The sequence below is a fragment of the Desulfogranum mediterraneum DSM 13871 genome (assembly GCF_000429965.1).
GTDB lineage: Bacteria > Desulfobacterota > Desulfobulbia > Desulfobulbales > Desulfobulbaceae > Desulfogranum > Desulfogranum mediterraneum.
Map to the genome: position 1 here is coordinate 39,812 of NZ_AUCW01000027.1, position 17,922 is coordinate 57,733.

Annotated in this window: 16 protein-coding genes and 2 tRNA genes; 11 read left to right on the forward strand and 7 right to left on the reverse strand. The window is 60.2% G+C overall.

What is annotated here, in order from left to right:
• On the reverse strand, positions 1–1,269 hold the full coding sequence (locus G494_RS0112905; RefSeq protein WP_028584879.1) for a lytic murein transglycosylase: 1,269 nt from the start codon (positions 1,267–1,269) through the stop codon (positions 1–3).
• A gap of 317 nt (positions 1,270–1,586) precedes the next feature.
• Between G494_RS0112905 and G494_RS0112915 the strand changes: the two genes are divergently transcribed.
• From G494_RS0112915 to G494_RS0112925, 3 genes are all read left to right on the forward strand, one after another.
• A complete protein-coding gene (locus tag G494_RS0112915) occupies positions 1,587–2,780 on the forward strand; it encodes a homocysteine biosynthesis protein (protein WP_028584881.1) in 1,194 nt (397 codons plus the stop codon).
• The gene (locus G494_RS0112920) at positions 2,777–3,187 is read left to right on the forward strand and encodes an NIL domain-containing protein (protein ID WP_028584882.1); all 411 of its coding nucleotides are present in this window, start codon (positions 2,777–2,779) and stop codon (positions 3,185–3,187) included. Before G494_RS0112915 ends, G494_RS0112920 begins: the two co-directional genes overlap by 4 nt.
• 63 nt (positions 3,188–3,250) lie before the next feature.
• Positions 3,251–4,000, forward strand: a complete 750-nt coding sequence (locus tag G494_RS0112925) for a UPF0280 family protein (protein WP_028584883.1) — start codon at positions 3,251–3,253, stop codon at positions 3,998–4,000.
• On the opposite strand, the gene ilvA is transcribed toward G494_RS0112925, so the two are convergent.
• Positions 3,997–5,493 (reverse strand): threonine ammonia-lyase, biosynthetic, encoded by a 1,497-nt coding sequence (ilvA, locus tag G494_RS0112930; protein WP_035246442.1) that lies wholly within the window; start codon positions 5,491–5,493, stop codon positions 3,997–3,999. The two genes, G494_RS0112925 and ilvA, sit on opposite strands and share 4 nt — an antisense overlap.
• Before the next feature lie 197 nt (positions 5,494–5,690).
• Here ilvA and G494_RS0112935 point away from each other — a divergent pair, with 197 nt between their 5' ends.
• Complete coding sequence (locus G494_RS0112935) at positions 5,691–6,542, forward strand: SIR2 family NAD-dependent protein deacylase (RefSeq protein ID WP_051305677.1); 852 nt, start codon at positions 5,691–5,693, stop codon at positions 6,540–6,542.
• A gap of 24 nt (positions 6,543–6,566) precedes the next feature.
• On the opposite strand, the gene G494_RS23360 is transcribed toward G494_RS0112935, so the two are convergent.
• Positions 6,567–7,748 carry an MFS transporter gene (locus tag G494_RS23360; protein ID WP_161629992.1) on the reverse strand — a complete coding sequence of 394 codons (1,182 nt, stop codon included), beginning with the start codon at positions 7,746–7,748 and terminating at the stop codon, positions 6,567–6,569.
• A 733-nt stretch (positions 7,749–8,481) separates the two neighbouring features.
• On the opposite strand from G494_RS23360, the gene G494_RS0112945 reads away from it, so the two are divergent.
• The 4 genes from G494_RS0112945 (at position 8,482) to G494_RS0112960 (ending at position 12,110) form a co-directional block, all read left to right on the forward strand.
• On the forward strand, positions 8,482–9,072 hold the full coding sequence (locus tag G494_RS0112945; RefSeq protein ID WP_028584886.1) for a TetR/AcrR family transcriptional regulator: 591 nt from the start codon (positions 8,482–8,484) through the stop codon (positions 9,070–9,072).
• Positions 9,073–9,219: 147 nt separating this feature from the next.
• Entirely contained in the window at positions 9,220–10,221 is a 1,002-nt protein-coding gene (locus G494_RS0112950; RefSeq protein WP_028584887.1) for a YhdH/YhfP family quinone oxidoreductase, read from the forward strand.
• A 380-nt stretch (positions 10,222–10,601) separates the two neighbouring features.
• Positions 10,602–11,414: a DUF547 domain-containing protein gene (locus G494_RS0112955; protein WP_028584888.1), complete on the forward strand. Its 813-nt coding sequence runs from the start codon at positions 10,602–10,604 to the stop codon at positions 11,412–11,414.
• Positions 11,415–11,636: 222 nt separating this feature from the next.
• Complete coding sequence (locus G494_RS0112960) at positions 11,637–12,110, forward strand: hypothetical protein (RefSeq protein ID WP_028584889.1); 474 nt, start codon at positions 11,637–11,639, stop codon at positions 12,108–12,110.
• 71 nt (positions 12,111–12,181) lie between these two features.
• Here the strand turns inward: G494_RS0112960 and G494_RS0112965 are convergent, their stop codons facing one another.
• Together G494_RS0112965 and ppnN are read right to left on the reverse strand one after the other, a co-directional pair.
• Positions 12,182–12,427: a hypothetical protein gene (locus tag G494_RS0112965; RefSeq protein WP_028584890.1), complete on the reverse strand. Its 246-nt coding sequence runs from the start codon at positions 12,425–12,427 to the stop codon at positions 12,182–12,184.
• A gap of 134 nt (positions 12,428–12,561) precedes the next feature.
• Positions 12,562–13,932 carry a nucleotide 5'-monophosphate nucleosidase PpnN gene (ppnN, locus tag G494_RS0112970; RefSeq protein WP_028584891.1) on the reverse strand — a complete coding sequence of 457 codons (1,371 nt, stop codon included), beginning with the start codon at positions 13,930–13,932 and terminating at the stop codon, positions 12,562–12,564.
• Positions 13,933–14,205: 273 nt separating this feature from the next.
• Between ppnN and G494_RS27935 the strand changes: the two genes are divergently transcribed.
• From G494_RS27935 to G494_RS23365, 3 genes are all read left to right on the forward strand, one after another.
• Complete coding sequence (locus G494_RS27935) at positions 14,206–14,337, forward strand: hypothetical protein (RefSeq protein WP_269746586.1); 132 nt, start codon at positions 14,206–14,208, stop codon at positions 14,335–14,337.
• 128 nt (positions 14,338–14,465) lie between these two features.
• Positions 14,466–15,104 (forward strand): hypothetical protein, encoded by a 639-nt coding sequence (locus G494_RS0112980; RefSeq protein ID WP_028584892.1) that lies wholly within the window; start codon positions 14,466–14,468, stop codon positions 15,102–15,104.
• 437 nt (positions 15,105–15,541) lie between these two features.
• Entirely contained in the window at positions 15,542–17,011 is a 1,470-nt protein-coding gene (locus G494_RS23365) for an MFS transporter (RefSeq protein WP_035246444.1), read from the forward strand.
• Between the two features lie 323 nt (positions 17,012–17,334).
• Here G494_RS23365 and G494_RS0112990 read toward each other — a convergent pair.
• Positions 17,335–17,412, reverse strand: a tRNA-Asp gene (locus tag G494_RS0112990).
• Positions 17,413–17,419: 7 nt separating this feature from the next.
• A tRNA-Val gene (locus tag G494_RS0112995) sits at positions 17,420–17,495 on the reverse strand.
• Positions 17,496–17,922 lie beyond the last annotated feature (427 nt).

The following is a 17,922-nucleotide window of genomic DNA, read 5'->3' on the forward strand; positions in this document are numbered from 1 at the left end:
TTAAGAAGAGGGTTGTCGCCGCAGGGCACGCAGCACATCCCGGGAAGGCTTACCCTCCACTGCCAGGCCGGCCTGCTGCTGGAAGGCCCGGATGGCCCTGCGGCTAGCGGAGCCGATGGCCCCATCTATGACCCCCTGATAGAACCCCCTCTTCTTGAGCAGCTGTTGAAGCTCATACTTTTCCGTCATGGTCAGGGACCAGGGCGGACGGGGCCAGGGCTGGACCAGGGGCGGGTAGCCGGCGATCCGATCGGCGAGCATGCCCACGGCCAGGGCATAGAAGTCGGAGTTGTTGTAGCGCTTGATCACAAAAAAGTTCTTCAGCATCAGAAAGGCAGGGCCCTTGGGACCGGCCGGCAGTTTCAGCACCGCCCGATCCTGGGGCCTGGGAAAGGCCTGGTCCTGGGGACGGCGAAAACCGAGCTCTTCCCACTGGGCCAGGGTCTTGGTGGTGCCCACCAGACCGGTCTGGTCACCGGGCGGCGCCACCGCCTCATAGCCCCAGGTCTTGCCGGACTGCCAGTTGTTTTTGGCCAGCAGGTTGGCGGCCGTGGCCAGGGCATCGGGGATGGAGTTCCAGATATCCCGTCGGCCGTCTCCGTCCAGGTCCACCCCATAGGCCAGATAGGAGCTGGGGATGAACTGGGTATGGCCCATGGCGCCGGCCCAGGAGCCCAGCATCTCAGCTGCGCTGATATCACCGGCCTGGAGTATCTGAAGCGCGGCAAGCAGTTGGCTGCGTCCGAACTTTTGCCGGCGGGGATCGGCATAGGCCAGGGTGGCCAGGGCACGGGGTACGGCGTGCAGACGCTTGGTCCTGGTGAGGATCGCGCCATAGTTGCTCTCCATGGACCAGATGGCCAGCAGTACCGAGGGGCGCACCCCGAAACGGGCCTTGATCGCCGCCAGGGTACGGGCATGGCGGTTACCCAGCTGTTGTCCCTGTTGGATGGCCAGGGGAGTGACCCGGGCATCGAGATAATCCCAGATCTTGGTGGTAAACTCCGGCTGATAGCGGGCCTTTTCCAGGACCCGCGTATCAGGCTCCCTGACCCCGGCAAAGGCCTGGCTATAGACCGCGGCGCTGACGCCCTGCTCCGCGGCAAGGGGATAGAATTCGGTGAGCCACTGCCTGAAGGTACCGCCGGCCGCCTCGGGTGCGTCTTTGGCGGCAGCCCAGGCAGAGATGGCGCCCAGGGAAAGCAGCAGCGCAAGCAGCAGTCCCCGGGAGAACAGGAGGTGGATACCGCGACGGTGAGACAACAACATAAAGACGCTCCTTTTCAGGCGAGGATAAAGGGTAGTCAAAAAAATTGTTTTTCCAACGTACCCTGAGGAGGGTGATCGATGGTTCTAGCCAAAGAGAGGCAGCAGCTACCATACCCCAGAGCGCCGCACCAGGCAATGGCCCCGGAGGCTTCGGGATTTCCGGGCCGAGGCGAGCCCCCGGATCATTCCCTGGCCGCGCTTTCCGGGCTGTTCCTTTTTTTTTTTACCCCCCAGAGGATGGTTGCTGTTTTCCGGCAGACGTCCTATAGTGGGACCTTCAATTTTTGAGTCAGGTATCATTGCGGAGCACTCCCATCATGACAAAAACATATGCAGAAATAAACGAAAAAATCGCAGCAGGCAAGGCCGTTGTCCTCACTGCGGAAGAGGTGATCGACTACGTTGACCGACACGGCCTGGACAAGGCTGCCCAAGAGGTCGATGTGGTCACCACCGCCACCTTTGGTCCGATGTGCTCTTCGGGCTGTTTTCTCAACTTTGGCCACAGTACGCCAAAGATGCGGATCTCCGAGGCCTGGATCGCCGACGTCCCGGCCTACTGCGGCATTGCCGCGGTCGACGTCTACCTGGGCGCCACGGAGCTCAGGCAGAACGATCCGGCCAACATGTATTTCCCCGGCGAATTCCGCTACGGCGGCGGCCACGTGATCGAAGATCTGGTGGCCGGCAAGAAGCTGCAGCTCTTCGGTCTCTCCTACGGCACCGACGACTATCCCCGGCGGGAGATCAGGACCATGTTCGACATCAATGACCTGAACCAGGCCATCATGACCAACCCCCGCAACTGCTATCAAAACTATAACGTGGCCGTCAACTGCTCGGACAAGACCATCCACACCTACCTGGGCATCCTCAAGCCCAGGATGCGCAACATGACCTACTGTTCCGCCGGTCAGCTGGCGCCCCTGCTCAACGATCCCACCTACCAGACCATCGGAGTGGGCACCTCGGTCTGGTTGGCCGGGGCCCGGGGCATTGTCTATGCCCAGGGGACCCAGCACTGCTCGGAGGTGGAACGGGGAGCCAACGAGGTCCCGGTGGAGGGTGCCGGCACCCTGGGCCTGAGTGGCGACATGAAGCAGATGCTCCCCGAGTTTGTCCGCGGCGCCAGTTTCAAGGGCTATGGCTGTACCCTGGCCCTGGGAGTGGGGATCCCCATTCCGATCCTCAATCCGGAGATCCTCAAGCGCACCACGGTGCGTGATCGCGATATCTCTGCCTGCGTGATTGACTATGCAAGCGATTACCCCCAGAAGACCGGCAAGGTCCTGGCCAGGTTCAACTATGAGCAGCTGCGCTCGGGTCAGGTCGAACTGGATGGACGCAAGGTGGCGGTTTCCTCCATCTCCTCCTATCACAAGGCCTTGAAGATCTGTAATCTGCTCAAGGCCGAGATAGAAGACGGCAGCTTTTTGCTCTCCGAACCCAGCCAGCGCCTCCCCCTGCACCAGGGTATGAACAGCTTAGAGATTACAGGACCGAACAAATGATCACCAAAAAAGTATACCTCTACTTCCCCAAGAGTGAGACCGAAAAACCCATTGTCTGTGAGCTGATCAGAAACTTTGATCTGACCATCAATATCTTCCGGGCCAAGGTCACCCCCGAGGAGGAGGGCTACCTCTCCCTGGAGATCACCGGTACCGAAGAACACCTGGAGCAGGCCTACGAGTTCCTCAAGGGCTTTGATGTGGTCATCCACGCAGGCAGCAAGGCGGTCCACTGGGACAGCGAGCGCTGCACCCACTGCGGCAACTGCCTGACCCACTGTCCCACCGGGGCGCTCCACTTGGCCGACCAGGCCACCCGGACGGTCGCCTTTACCGAGGAGAAATGCATCGAGTGCCTCTCCTGTATCACCAACTGCCCCTTTGGGGTCTGCACCTCCGCCTTTTAAGGAGGCCCGGCACCAGCCGCTCTCTGCAGCTGGTGCCGCAGGTCCGCCGCCGGCGAGCTCCCCATGCGCACACCCCGCACCTTTCGCAGCTTTTCCTGGAAAGACACCAACCTGCGGATCAGCAGTGATCAGTTTGAACTGATCACTGCCACCATCATGGCCCAGCGCCGGGAACTGGAGGCCTACATCAGGCAGCAGCCGGCCTTTCAGTCCGCCCTCAGCCCCATCCCCCTGCTGGAGCAGGCCCCTGCCATTGCCCGGCGAATGGGCCGCGCTGCCGAGCTGACCGGGCTGGGCCCCATGGCCTCGGTGGCCGGTACCCTGGCCCAGCTCGGAGTCGAGGCGGCCATGGCGGCCGGCTGCGGGGAGGCCATCGTCGAGAACGGAGGCGATATCGCCCTCTTTTCCCGGGAAGCGATCACCATCGGCATCTACCCAGGCAGCGTTCTGGCCGGCGGGCTGGCCTTTGCCCTGCGCCCCGAAGAACTCCCCCTGGCCATCTGTTCCTCCTCCTCCACCATGGGCCACTCCCTCAGCCTGGGCGACTGCGACCTGGCCACGGTTACGGCCAGGGAGGCGGCCCTGGCCGACTCGGTGGCCACCCTGGTGGCCAACTCCATCAGTGCGGCCAAGGACCTGGAAAGCGTGCTCAACCGGGCCGGAGCCATTGCCGGGGTCCAGGGCATCCTGGCGGTCAAGAGCGGCAAGATCGGCATCTGGGGCAGCCTGCCCCGACTGGTCCGCAGCAGCGACCCGGCCCTGGTCGCCAAGATCACCCGTGATCGACGCTCCGACTTCAGCGGCCAGCCTTAAAGAAAGAGGCGGTAGGCCGGGTTAGCGGTCTCCTCCTGATAGCGGTAGCCCAGTCGATCCAGACGACCTTCCAACTCCCCCTCACCCCGACCGCCACCCTCCAGGCCGATCAGTACCCGGCCGAAATCCCCCCCCTGCATCCGGTAATGAAACAGGGAGATGTTGCGTTCCCCGCCGACCCCATCGAGAAAACGGACCAGGGCTCCCGGGGTCTCGGGGAACCAGAAGCGGAAGAGTCGTTCCCCCCCCACCTCGGTGGAGCGGCCCCCGACCATGTAGCGGATATGGTTCTTGGCCAGATCGTTGTCGGTGAGATCCAGGTTATGGTAGCCGGCTGCGTTCAGTCGACGGCCAAACTCGGCCCGCTCCGCTGCGTGGCTGATGGAGATCCCCACAAAGATATAGGCCTGCTCCCTGGAGGAGAGACGGTAATTGAACTCGGTGATGTTGCGGTCTCCCACCAGGTCATGGCAAAAGCGCTTGAGGCTGCCCCTGGTTTCGGGGATGGTCACCGCAAACAGGGCCTCCTGCTGCTCCCCGATCAGGGTGCGTTCGGCCACATAGCGAAGCCGCTCAAAGTTCATGTTGGCCCCGGAGTTGATGGCGATCAGGGTCTGGTCGCTGCAGCCGGACTCGCGGATATACTTGAGCAGGCCGGTCATGCCCAGGGCTCCGGCCGGCTCGACGATGGAGCGGGTGGCCTGGTAGATGGCCTTGATCCCGCTGCAGAGCTCATCGGTGCTCACCCGGATGATATCATCCACGTAGCGGCGGCAGAGTGTAAAGGTCAGCCTGCCCACCTGCTTGACCGCCACCCCGTCGGCAAAGACCCCCACCTCAGGGAGGAGCAGCCGTTTGCCCGCCTCCAGGGAACGGGCCATGGCATCGCTGTCTCTGGGCTCCACCCCGATGATCCGGACCTCGGGCCGCAGCTCCTTGATATAGGCCGCGACCCCGGCGATGAGGCCGCCGCCGCCCACCGGGATGAAGACCGCGTCCAGGGGCCCCGGATTCTGGCGGAGCAGCTCATCTCCGATGGTCCCCTGGCCGGCGATGACCAGCTCATCGTCAAAGGGATGGATAAAGACCATGCCGCTCTCCCGGGTGAGCCGGGCAGCCTTTTCGGCGGCCTCGGAAAAGTTGTTGCCATGGAGGGTGACCTCGCCGCCATAGCGTTTGACCGCCTTGATCTTGATCAGGGGGGTGGTCACCGGCATCACCACCACGGCCCGGATGCCCAGCTGGTTGGCGGCAAAGACCACCCCCTGGGCATGGTTGCCGGCCGAGGCCGTGATCACCCCCTTGCGCCGCTCGGCCAGGGAAAGCTGGGAGATCCGGTTGTAGGCCCCCCTGAGCTTGAAGGAGAAGACCGGTTGCTGATCCTCCCGCTTGAGCAGGATACGGTTGCCCAGCTGCTGGGACAGGGCCTCGGCCTCATCCAGGGAGGTCTCGATGGCGGCCTCGTAGACCCTGGAGGTCAGGATTTGTTTCATTATTTTTTTCACGAGCGGATGATCTCCAATTGTCTATACCCCTGATTCGTGGTTCTATATGAGAAAAGAGCAGGATTGGCGGCAGCCAGCCGAGCTGATGCGGCTCCAGGCAGCCACAACCTACCAGGGATCAGGCAGAGATACCACGGCCAATATCCCTCACCTTCTCAATTGCCTCAACCATTCGGGGGAAGCGTATGGACCAGAGCTTGATCGATGCTGTACAGAAATTCGGCCACCAGGGAAAGATCACGGTAATGACCGGGGCAGGCATCTCCGCGGAGAGCGGCATCCCCACCTTTCGCGGCCCAGAGGGGTACTGGACCTTTGGTGCCAGGGAGTACCATCCCCAGGAGATGGCCACCTACAGCATGTTCTGCCGTTACCCCGAGGAGGTCTGGCGCTGGTACCTCTACCGCATGGGGGTCTGTCTCCAGGCAGAGCCCAACCCCGGCCACCTGGCCCTGGTGGACATGGAGGCCGCCCTGGGCGATCGCTTTACCCTGATCACCCAAAACGTGGACGGCCTCCACCTGCGCGCAGGCAACAGCCCGGAAAAGACCATGCAGATCCACGGCAACGCCATGTACATGCGTTGTTCCCGGGAGTGCAGCCCCCGGGTCTACCCCATCCCGCCTGAGGTGCCGGGCAAGGCCAAGGAGGAGCCCTTCAACGAGAACGACCGTCAGCACCTGCGCTGCCCCCACTGCGATGCCATGAGCAGACCCCACATCCTCCTCTTTGACGAGTCCTACAACGAGCATCATTACCACTTCAACTCGGCCCTTGAGGCAGCCCAACAGACCGACCTGCTGATCATCGTCGGCACCTCGGGAGCCACCAACCTGCCCAACCAGGTGGCCATGATGGTCTTTCAGCAGGGCGGGACCATCATCGATGTCAACATCGAGGAAAACACCTTCTCCGACCTGGCCCTGCGCAGCGGCCGGGGTTTTTTCCTCCAGGAGTACAGCGGCATTGCCCTGCCCGCCCTGCTGGAGGTCCTGACCGGTGACGGGGACGGAACCATGCCCCGACAGGACGGTTGAACCGCCCCTGCCACATCAACGCTGTTATCCCGGCAGCGGGTATTGCCTCAGGACCCGGCTGAGCCCAAGATTCAGGGCCAGCAGCGCCAGGATGGTCAGCCAGAGGGTGGTATAGCCGCCTAGGGTGATCAGCCAGGAGCCGCCATAGACGCCGGCAAAGGAACCGATGTGCATCACCTGCAGCATCATGTTGGCGTTATACCCTCGATATTGGGGTGGGGTGTGGAGGTACATCAGGGCGTTCAAGGGCGGCACCCAGAGCCCCATGCCCAGACCAAACAACAGGGCGCTGGCAAAGAGGCCGGCACCGCTCACCCCCAGGGCCAGGCAAGCGAATCCCAGGGAGGTGATCACCACGGCCAGCTGAATCAGGGCCTCCTTGGCAAAACGGTCGAAGATGCTGCTCCCAAAGAAACGGAGCAGGACCATGATGCTCATCTGGATGGTGAAGAAGTAGCCGGAACCCTGGGTAGCTTGAGCTGCGGCATAGCCCTTGAGGAGATAGAACAGGGAGGAAAAGAGAAAAAAGTAACTGCTGTTCAGCCATAGGATGAGGTACACTGGCCGGTGGCGGAGGTTACGCCGGGGGGAAACGGGCTCCCCCTCTGTGTCCGGCTCAGCCGCCGGGGAAGGATGGGACCGACTCCACCACCGCCTCCCCAGGGCCGCCAGACCGGCGGCAGGCAGCAGCAGGACGCCGCTCAGGGCGTAGAGGAGTGCCGGCTGGGGGAACCAGCCCCGGGTAGCTTCGCTGATAGCCGGCATCAGCGCATAGGGCAGCAGCATGGCGACCGAGTAGAGGCTGAAGGCCAGGCCGCTCCTCTTGGCTGGAATCAGGGTAACCATGATGGCCATGCAGGAGGCCATCACCAGAAAGGAGCCGATCCCGCCGAGAATCCTGATCAGGGCCAGGGTCACCAGGGAGTCGGCAGAGAGATAGGCCAGCATTGAGCAACTGGTCAGCACCAGCCCCAGGGGCATCAGAACGCTCCCTCTATCCGCGGTGATATAGCGACTCCCCCCGGCATACATGCAGATCGAGGTCAGGGGAAAGAGCCCGATCAACAACCCTGCCTCCCTGGGAGAAAACCGGAGACTCTGCAGATACCAGTGGAGGTCGGATAAAACCGCGCTGGTACAGACCAGGACAAAGGTTATGCTACACAGTCCCAAAAACGGAAGAGCTGTGGCGTGTTCACGGCTCATGATTCCCTCATCTCCCTGGTTGATTTCGGCACCCCCCTCTTGAGGGCGAGGATGCGGCATCCTCGCCCAGGCCGCCCTGCTTCAGAGGAAGAGGGCGGCGAATGCAACAGCCCGACCAGGGCCAAAGAACAGCCATGATAGCATGGATCGCCCTGACGCTGCCGCCTTTCTGGCAGCTCTACCCAACTCCAGGCTACCTTGAACAATGGCTTTTTCTTCCAATCTCAGCGTTGCGATCAAAACTTTAGTCTCGGAATATCAGCTATATGCCTCCACTAAAATTTTATCTCGCGCCTTGACCTTGATCGAAAAATCTAATTATTCAAGATACCCTTCATAGCCGAAACCGGTAGTTTTCTCCCCTTTCCGGTCCTGGTCTATGCCAGGCTTGCCCTGATCAGTGCCCACGCCAGCGGTGCCATGACCGTGTTTCCCGGATATATAGGCGCTGCCGCCGGTTTTCTCCAGGAAATACGGACTTTCTGCGCAGGAGACCGGGCCGCTTCCGCCTGTTGGCCACGGTCGACTCCCTGCTCGGCCCCCTGCTGCAGATCAGCTCCAAGGCCTTGTTCAGCACCATGGGGCCCTGGCTGCCCTCTTGGCCACCCTGGTCATCGTCTGCGGCCGCTGTCGGTCGAGACAAGCCCCTGTAGAATCGACACTTTTCAAAAAAGATCCCTCCCTGGTCGAGATTTCCCTTGCCCTTTAAGACGACTGGTCATATTGTTACCCCATGAACCTACAACAAGAGGAGAAAAAAGAGCTGATCATCCGCGAAGGGTTGAAAATTCTCTACGCCAAGGGCTACAACGGAACCGGGGTAAAGGAGATTACCGATGCCGCGGCTATTCCCAAGGGGAGTTTCTACAACTACTTCAGCTCCAAGGAGGACTTTGCGGTTGCGGCTATGCGTTACTTTACCGAGCTGGAGCTTACGGTAATGAAGGATATCCTGGCTGACGCGGCCACCCCGCCGCTGAAACGGATCGAAAATCTCTACCAACTCAAGATCAAACAGTTCATCGCCAGAGGCCAATTTTCCTTTGGCTGTTTCCTGGGCAACATTACCCTGGAGATGGCCGATGCCAGTGCGACCATTGCCCAGGAGGCTGCGGCAGCCTTTGAGCGTGAGTACCAGCCCATTAGGGCCTGTCTTGAAGAGGCCCGGCAGCAGGGCGATCTTGCTGCGGACAGAGACCTCGAGCAGATCACCGAGCTCCTCCGCACCGCCTGGCTGGGCACCCTGGTGATGATGAAGGCCAACAAAAACCAGGAGCCGTTGCTCCGCTTTCAAGAGACGCTCAGGCAGGTAATTCTCCGCTGAGGAGCCAGCAGACAGCGACCAGCTGGCGGCTTGTACCAAGGGCGGACAGGAGCACCTGTCCAGCCGCCAATCGATGGATAAGAGTGTACCCCAATTTAAGACGACTGGTCATATTTGACCAAACACCCAAAAGACGAGGTAACGAACATGGAAAACAGCACCTTCAAGGCAATGATTGTCACTGAAAACGCAGACAAGACCTTTAGCCGGGAGATCGGCGAAAAACGGATCAGCGACCTGCCGGAAGGCGATGTCGTGATCAAGGTGGAGTACTCTTCACTCAACTACAAAGATGCCCTCTCGGCCACCGGCAACAAGGGCGTCAGTCGAAACTACCCCCACACCCCGGGAATTGATGCCGCAGGAACCGTGGCCGAGAGCAACTGCGACCGCTTTACGGTGGGAGAAGAGGTGCTGATCACCGGCTATGACCTGGGCATGAACACCTCAGGCGGCTACCAGGAATATATCCGGGTACCCGAGAACTGGGTGGTGAAACTACCCGAGAACCTCAGCCTGCGCGAGGCCATGATCTACGGCACCGCCGGCTTCACCGCAGCCCTCTCCTGCTACAAGATGATCGGTAACGGGGTCACCCCCGGGGACGGCCCGGTTCTGGTCACCGGTGCCACCGGCGGGGTGGGCAGTATCGCCCTCTCCATCCTGGTGAAAGCAGGCTACGAGGTGGTGGCGGTCAACGGCATCGTCGATGAGACCGACTACCTGCTCAAACTCGGCGCCAAGGAGGTGATCTCCATCGAAGAGGCCGACGACCAGAGCGGTCGTCCGCTGCTGCGTCCCCGTTGGGCCGGGGCCATCGATACCGTGGCCGGCAACATCCTCTCCACGGCCATCAAGACCACCAAGTATGGCGGTTCGGTTACCTGTTGCGGCAACGTGGGTTCAGCCGAACTCTCCTCGTCCATCTATCCCTTTATCATCAACGGGGTAAGCCTCCTGGGAATCGACTCGGTCAACTGCCCGGTGGACACCCGAATGGCGGTCTGGAACCGAATTGCCTCGGACTGGAAGCTCGACCATCTGGAGGCGATTACCACCGAACTCGACGGCCTGGAGGCCCTGGATGAACGGATCAGCCTGATCCTCCAGGGAAAAAATCGGGGCCGGGCCATCGTCAAGATCGGCTGAGAAAAGTCCCTGACCGAAACGATCCCGGGCTGGACTCTCCAGCCCGGGATCGCCCCTCTTCTCCCCTGACCCAGGGCTTCTCCCGCTGCTGCGCTGCTCCCCGGCAGTTGCCCGCTTCCCCCCTTTCTCCCCCTTGGCCCTGGTCCAGAGGCTGCTTATACTAAGGGTACCTTGAAAAATTAGATTTTTCGATCAAGGTCAAGGCGCGCGATAAATTTCACCGCAGGCATATATCTGATATTCCGAGGATAAATTTTTGAGTGCAACGCTGAGATTGGAAGAAAAAGCAATTTTTCAAGGTGGCCTAAGAAGAACGCTGGAGACCGTCCGGGTCAGCAGCCCGGCCGCCCTCTCTTCCCTGCAGCAAGCCGGAGGCAGCCATGCGCACCATCTTCTTCACCCTCGTCAGCCTCTTCACCCTCTTCACCCTCCACAGCCTCGTCAGCCAGGCCACGGCCGCAGTGGACCACAGCCCCTGGGATAGGCTCCTCAACACGCATGTACGAGTGCTTGACCAGGGCCGGGCCACCCAGGTGGATTACAGCGGCTTTTCCAGGGACCGGCAGCAACTCACCGCCTACCTCCACCAGCTCCAGGGGTTGAGCCGGGAGGCATTTGAACACCTTTCTGCTCCAGAGCAACTGGCCTTCCTGATCAACGCCTACAACGCCTGGACCGTGGAGCTGATCCTGAGCCGCTACCCGGACCTGCGCTCCATCAGGGAGCTGGGCTCTTTTTTCCAGTCTCCCTGGAAAAAGGCGTTCATCCCCCTGCTGGGCAAAAAACGGAGCCTGGACGAGATCGAACACGAGCTGATCCGCGGCAACGGTCGTTACCGGGAGCCCAGGATCCACTTTGCCGTCAACTGCGCCAGCATCGGGTGTCCGGCCCTGCAGGCGGCAGCCTACCAGGGGGCACGGCTGGAGGAGCAGCTGGAGGAGTCCACCCGGCTCTTTCTCCAGGACCGCAGCAGAAACCGGTTCCGCCAGGGGATCCTTGAACTCTCGGCCATCTTCAGGTGGTACCGGAGCGATTTCGAGCAGGGTTGGCGGGGAGCCGACAGCCTGGGGCAGTTCCTGGCCCTCTATGCTTCGGAGTTGGGCCTCTCCCCTGGGGAACAGAGCAGGCTGGCAGCCGGTGAGCTCCCCCTCCGTTTTCTCGACTATGACTGGCACCTCAACGATACCCCCTGAAAGCCGCCCATCCTGCCCTCCCTGGCCCACGGGGTGATCATCTCTGCTTGTGCGAACGGCAAATATCTGCTATGTCCAGGGAAGTTTTCAGCCATGATCGTTCCCAGCTGCGGCAGGCTGCCGCAGTCCAGCGTCCAGCGTCCAGCGATAAGGGAGGGAGCCGATCCAGGACAACGGCCCTGCCAGCCACCCCCAAACGAGTAGAGCAACAGAGGAGCAGCCATGGGTAACTTTTTTTATATCGTCGGTGAAAACCAGTCAGCCATTCTTCCGGAAAACAAAGAGGTCATCCAGTTTGTGGGGGACAACATGGGAGGGATCGAATCAGAAGAACTGCTGATGGTCCTGGGTAACGTCTTTGCCAAGGGTGAATTCTTTCCAGGACCGCAGGAGGTGCTGACCTCGGTGATTCATGAGGTGGTCCGGCGCTGGGAGGGCTACCAGCAGCAGGATAAGGAGGGCTACTGCGTTATCATCACCGCCCTGCGACTGCTTGACGGCCAGATCGAGGTCCGCCCCGTGGCCGTGGTCCCGGTGGAGGACAGCCGGCTCACCGAGGAGGACAGCCAGGCCTTCTACACCCTGCTGCTCCAGGGCCTGCCCGGATTTCAGGAAGAGTTTAGCCAGAAGGCCTATGCCCCGGATTCCAAACTGGTCTCCATTATCCAGGATGCCGCCGTTCACCACCAGCAGTAGGGAGCCCTGTTCCCCGCCGTCGGCCGCTGACCTTCCCCCCACACAGCCCGAAGGCTAGCCGCAGAAGCAGATCATGGTTTACGGACAAAATCGCTGAGCTTGGGAGGGGTCACGCAGTAGCCGCTCATACAGTCACCGATGGAGTTGATCTCGGCATCTTCCAGGTCAATCAGGGCCCGGATCACCTCTGCCACGCTGGTGCCGCAGAACTCATCCTCCCGACTGAACCAGCCCTGGTCCGGCCGGTAGCTGAAGTGGGCACGGACATAGGCCTCCTGCGCTGCCGGGTCCTGCTGGACAAACTTTTCAGATAACATCGAACTCCTCCCTTGTGCTGGAGGGTCAAGACATCTCAAACCGCTTTGACCCTGCAGTTATCCTGTTCTCCCCTCCACGGGGTGCATCAGTTGCGCTCTTCCCATGAATGACTGTTGCGCCACGGCATCCCCACTCACGACTCCAGGCGGTAACAGGGGTTATAGGTGGTGGTGGCCAGCTTCATCCTTCCGGCAGCGATAAAGTCGCTGAGCAGGGTGTCCAGGGGCTCCATGACCGCACAATCACCGTGGATCTCAAACAAGCCCTGCTCCTCGATGGCCCGGATGCCGCTCTCCTTGACATTGCCGGCCACGATCCCGGAAAAGGCCCGACGCAGATCCGCGGCCAGCAGATGTTTTTCCTGATCCAGGTGCAGCTTGAGCTGGCCCATATTTTCATGGCTCGGCTCAAAGGGCTGCTGGAAGGAGTAATCGATATGGAGCAGCCAGTTATAGTAGTAGGCATCATCGTTGAGCTTGCGAAATTGACGAACCCGCTCCATCCCCTCCTTAACCGTCTTGGCCACAGCCACCGGATCATCTATCAGGATCGTATAACGCTCCTGGGCCTCAGGCCCGAGGGTGGCCCCGATAAAGGTATCGATCTGCTGAAAATAGTCGGCCGACTTCTTTGGTCCGGTAAAGATCACCGGAAAAGGCAGGTGTTTGTTCTGGGGGGCCATCAGCACCCCCAGGAGATAAAGGATCTCCTCGGCAGTGCCCACCCCGCCTGGAAAAACGATGATCGCCTGACCGGTGCGGACAAAGGCCTCCAACCGTTTTTCGATATCCGGAAGAATGACCAGGGCATTGACAATGGGGTTGGGAGATTCTGCGGCAATGATGCCCGGTTCGGTGATCCCCAGGTACTGACCATGGTAGTTGCGCTGCTTGGCATGACCGATGGCTGCCCCCTTCATCGGCCCCTTCATGGCGCCAGGTCCGCAGCCGGTACAGATATCCATGCCCCTGAGACCCAGCTGGTAGCCGACCTCCTTGGTGTAGTCATACTCATACTCGGGGATGGAATGACCGCCCCAGCAGACCACCATCCTGGGGTTGGTCCGGGGACGCATGATCTTGGCGTTTCTGAGGATGTGGAAGACCGCGTTGGTGATCCCGCTACTGCCGGCCAGATCGAACTTGGGATTGTTGTTGATCTCGTCATCCACGTAGATGATGTCCCGCAACACAGCAAAGAGATGCTCCCTGATCCCCCGGATCATCTCGCCGTCCACAAAGGCAACTTCCGGGGCATTGCGCAGATCCAACTTGATGCCCCGCTCCTCCTGGACCACGCTGATGGAAAAGTCCTGAAAGCGTTCCAGCAGCACCTTGGCATCGTCCAGGTATTCACCATAATTGAGCACGGCCAGCGAGCAGTTGCGAAAGAGCGCAGACAGGGTCCCCTGGCTGGTGTTGAGCAGTTTACTGATCTCTAAACGCGAGAGCACATCCAGATGACCATTGGGTGCAATTAAGGCATCTCGTACGGCTTGTTTCATTCTCCCTCCTCTCAGGGTCCAGACGCTTGTTCTTCTTTCCCGGAGCATTCCGCCGGATCACGGTTAAGCCAGGCAAGAGACCCGGGATTCGCCCAGGAAGCATCTCCCCTCTTGCTTGAACGGCTCAGACCAGGAGCCCTATCCAGCCGGCAGGCGAATCAGGAGCGTGCCACATCCAGGCTGCTTACCTGATCTTGTTCGAAAAATCTCATTTAGCAGAATATCCTCCAGTCATACCCTATATTCACAGGAACAGCTACACCGGGAAAGACAATGACCGCAACCAGTCGAGCCCTACGCCTGCCAGCGGCCTCTGCCAGGTTGAAAAATAACATGATCAAGGATATCGGCATCTTGGTAAGGACGATCAACCCCGAATCCGACAAAGAACCCTATATCAAGTAATTACAGACAAGAACAAAAAATGATGATTACACTTGTAGTTATGAAGAATCCACCTGAACTGCTCTGTAGCTGTTTTCCCAGGAGGCTGGCGAAGCGCTGACCTCCTCCCCTCTACCAGGTACGAGCCCATGACCCGACTCTTTAGCCGTCAGCCCCAACTGGAAACACTGACCAAAGTCTGCCGCAACTCCTACCTGACCAGCTGTGTGCAGGCCATTGTCTATGGCTCCTTTCTCACCATCCTCCTTCAATCCTGGCAAACCGGAACAGCCTTTTTCCTGCTGGAAAGCTTCTCAGAAGAGACCGTGAAATTTGTACGCAGTTGGATCACCTTTGGCTATATCCTGACCATGCTCCACTTCTTCATCACCCTGGAACAGATCCCAAAGTACCTGGAAGTCCTCCAGTCGGATAATCCGAAATATGATCTGAAACGACATCTGGACTGTGTCCGTTGGTTGGGGGTGGTCTGTGGATTCACCGCAGGCATGCTGATCTCCTTCTCCGAGCTGCACCCCTCCACCGGCTCTGACTCCAGACTGATCTGGTCCATAGTCCTGCTGATGCTGATCATGATGTTCGGAGTCGGCAGGGATTTCTGGCGGATGTCCGGGCTCTCACCAGGGATTGCACGCAAGATCGAACACCTGAGCCAACGGTACGCCGTGGCGCGATCGTTCTGTCTGGAAATTGTTGAGCATCGTCCCTTTGTGGACGTTGATTTCGACCTGCTCACCCAGGAGCTGCGCAGACAGGCCGCGGCCTGAAGCCTTTGCCCCAAAATCCCCGACTCCGGCAGCAAAGACTGACGGCGGCTGCCCCTTACGGGCACTCCCTCCAGGCCGCGGCCGCCTGGGTCCGGTTTCCCTGCCCCAGCCTCCGCCGGTTTCCCGGCCTGCCCCCCCTGCACACTCCTTGCTCTACCTGGAGGCTGCCTTGCCCCTTGGCGCAGCCAAAGTTACCCCTGGCCTGTCCCTAACTGAAGCATCTCCCCCAAGCTCCTGGATTGCGAAAAAACATCCCGCTGACATTTAGTTGATATTTCGGGGATGTTTTTTGAGTAGGACGCTGAAATTTAAGGAAAGAAGCTTTTAGGGACAGCCACAAGCTGATACCATGGTGGTAGGTTCCCTTCCTGCCCATCCAGGCAACTGGACAGCGGCCAGGAAAAGGGGACAAGAACCAGGCAGAGAGGGAGGCGGAGATGACGGTACCCGGCAAAAGCGTTCAGGACTATATCGACGAACCGCCATCCTGGCCGGACGGGACCCCTGCCCCATCCACCCCCATGACCGGCATGCAGTGGTATATCTGGGCCCTGGCCTCGGCAGGCAAGTTCTTTGAGGGGCTGGTGGTCTTCATGACCGGCGTGGCCCTGCCGCTGATGGTGCAGGAGTTCAGTCTGGATGCCCTGGCCAAGGGAACGGTCGGCGGGATGCCCCTCTTCGGGATCCTCATCGGCGCCGCAAGCCTGGGTAATCTTGCCGATCGCTATGGCCGGAAGATGGTCTTTATTGTCGAGATGCTCCTGCTGGTCTTCGCTCTCACCCTGCTGGTCTTCAGCTCCAGCTACCTCTTTCTCCTGGCAGCCCTCTTTGGGGTCGGTCTCTCCCTGGGCGGGGACTACCCTGCCGCCCACCTGATCATCAGCGAGTCCATCCCCAGTTCCAAACGGGGCCGACTGGTGCTCTCCGCCTTTGCCTTCCAGGCCCTGGGCGCCCTGGCCGGCGCTGCCATCGGCACCCTGATCCTGATGGAGATCAATGCGCTCGCGGCCTGGCGCTGGATGTACGCCACCGCCATTGCCCCTGCCGTGATCGTCGCCCTGGCACGCTTTGCAGTCACCGAATCCGCTCCCTGGCTGGTCTCCCAGGGCCGGATCCAGGAGGCCGAGCGTGCCGCTGAACGGCTGCTCAGACGTGAGCCACCCTATCCGGGGCGGGTGGTCCTGACAGCAGCCCCCTCCCCCAGGAATCATGAACAAGCCTCAGAGACGGGTCTGCTCACCCTCCTCTCCGCCGACCATCGCCGCTCTACTCTCCTGGCCGCCGTGCCCTGGTTTCTCCAGGACCTGAGCACCTACGGGATCGGCATATTCACCCCGACCATTCTCGCCTCCGAGCTCGGCACCAGGGCCGTTCATGCCCGCAACCTGGCAGATATCATCCACAGTGACCTGCTGGCTGCCAGGGGGACAGCCTGCATTGATCTGTTGCTCCTGCTGGGTATCCTCCTGGCCATCGTGCTTGCCGACCGGGTGGGCCGCATCAGACTCCAGATCTTCGGCTTCCTGGGTTGCGGCCTCGGCCTGCTGTTGGCAGCGCTCTCGCTCAGCTGCACCGGCCAGCCGCGCCTGCTCCTGCTCTTTGCCGGCTTGATGCTCTTCAACCTGATGACCAACCTGGGGCCCAATGCCATGACCTACCTGATCGCCGGCGAGGTCTTTCCCACAGCCATACGCGGCAAGGGGGCCGGTTTTGCCGCCTCTGCAGCCAAGGTCGGGGCCGTGACCACGGCCCTGCTCTTTCCAGTGCTCCTGGCCAAGTGGTCGGTGGCCGCCATCCTCGCCATCCTGATCACCACCTCACTCCTCGGTGCGCTGGTCACCTGGCTCTTTCGACAGGAAACCGGCGGCATAAACCTGGAGTCCGTCTCCTCCGGGGAGGACCGGTAGGGGGAGGGGACGCTCAAGGGAGAAGAACTCCATAGGCAAGGATATTTTCCGGACAAGCGTGACAAGACGACATGGTCAGGCAAGCCTGACGACAGGGCCCGATCAAGACCGCCACAGCAGCCATGATCACGCACCAGTTGCAGAGACGCCCCGGAATCGGCACCTCAAACATAGCATTATCACAGGTCAGGAGCAGGAAGAGCTACAGACAAAAAAAGGGTGGAAGGCACGGAGGGCAGGGACAGGACGAGAGAGGATCCGGTCAGGGCAGAGTAGCAAAAAAAAACGGGTAGTTGGATTGCTCCAACTACCCGGTATTTTTTTGGCGGGACCGACGAGACTCGAACTCGCGACCTCCGGCGTGACAGGCCGGCGTTCTAACCAAACTGAACTACGATCCCATAATCGTGGTGGGCGAAACAGGGCTCGAACCTGTGACCCCCGGCTTGTAAGGCCGATGCTCTCCCAACTGAGCTATTCGCCCCCAGCGATGGAGAGACTATTTAGCAGGATCCGCGGCCTACGTCAAGACAACTCTGCACTCTGGTTCAAAAAAAATCCATTTTTTAATTCGAGCAGCCATCAGGGCTCGAGCAAGATCCTGTCTTTCCATCGGTTTGCAGTTGGAACCTCCCCCGGGGCTGTCATCCAGGCCTTGAGGGTACCTTGAAAAATTAGATTTTTCGAGCAAGGTCAAGGCGCAGCCCTCTTCGGAGGCGTCATTCCCGCGCAGGCGGGAATCCAGTGCGTACCCGTTAGTGTCAAACCATGCTTTAGTGGTCATTCCCGCGCAGGCGGGAATCCAGTCCTTAAGGAATAAATGAAGGAAATGAACAAGGGGAAGGAACAGGGATCCCCGCCTCTTCATCCTGGGAATCAGGGAGCGATGCACTCAGCCTCCGGAGGCGAGA

What these genes read in the sequence shown, in the direction of transcription:
- G494_RS0112915 (WP_028584881.1), top strand. Translation starts at nt 1,587, where the DNA reads ATGACAAAAACATATGCAGAAATAAACGAAAAAATCGCAGCAGGCAAG.
- G494_RS23360 (WP_161629992.1), bottom strand. Translation starts at nt 7,748, where the DNA reads ATGAGCCGTGAACACGCCACAGCTCTTCCGTTTTTGGGACTGTGTAGC.
- G494_RS0112960 (WP_028584889.1), top strand. Translation starts at nt 11,637, where the DNA reads ATGGGTAACTTTTTTTATATCGTCGGTGAAAACCAGTCAGCCATTCTT.
- G494_RS0112945 (WP_028584886.1), top strand. Translation starts at nt 8,482, where the DNA reads ATGAACCTACAACAAGAGGAGAAAAAAGAGCTGATCATCCGCGAAGGG.
- ppnN (WP_028584891.1), bottom strand. Translation starts at nt 13,932, where the DNA reads ATGAAACAAGCCGTACGAGATGCCTTAATTGCACCCAATGGTCATCTG.
- G494_RS23365 (WP_035246444.1), top strand. Translation starts at nt 15,542, where the DNA reads ATGACGGTACCCGGCAAAAGCGTTCAGGACTATATCGACGAACCGCCA.
- G494_RS0112980 (WP_028584892.1), top strand. Translation starts at nt 14,466, where the DNA reads ATGACCCGACTCTTTAGCCGTCAGCCCCAACTGGAAACACTGACCAAA.
- G494_RS0112965 (WP_028584890.1), bottom strand. Translation starts at nt 12,427, where the DNA reads ATGTTATCTGAAAAGTTTGTCCAGCAGGACCCGGCAGCGCAGGAGGCC.
- G494_RS0112920 (WP_028584882.1), top strand. Translation starts at nt 2,777, where the DNA reads ATGATCACCAAAAAAGTATACCTCTACTTCCCCAAGAGTGAGACCGAA.
- G494_RS0112950 (WP_028584887.1), top strand. Translation starts at nt 9,220, where the DNA reads ATGGAAAACAGCACCTTCAAGGCAATGATTGTCACTGAAAACGCAGAC.
- G494_RS0112925 (WP_028584883.1), top strand. Translation starts at nt 3,251, where the DNA reads ATGCGCACACCCCGCACCTTTCGCAGCTTTTCCTGGAAAGACACCAAC.
- G494_RS27935 (WP_269746586.1), top strand. Translation starts at nt 14,206, where the DNA reads ATGACCGCAACCAGTCGAGCCCTACGCCTGCCAGCGGCCTCTGCCAGG.
- ilvA (WP_035246442.1), bottom strand. Translation starts at nt 5,493, where the DNA reads ATGAAACAAATCCTGACCTCCAGGGTCTACGAGGCCGCCATCGAGACC.
- G494_RS0112935 (WP_051305677.1), top strand. Translation starts at nt 5,691, where the DNA reads ATGGACCAGAGCTTGATCGATGCTGTACAGAAATTCGGCCACCAGGGA.
- G494_RS0112955 (WP_028584888.1), top strand. Translation starts at nt 10,602, where the DNA reads ATGCGCACCATCTTCTTCACCCTCGTCAGCCTCTTCACCCTCTTCACC.
- G494_RS0112905 (WP_028584879.1), bottom strand. Translation starts at nt 1,269, where the DNA reads ATGTTGTTGTCTCACCGTCGCGGTATCCACCTCCTGTTCTCCCGGGGA.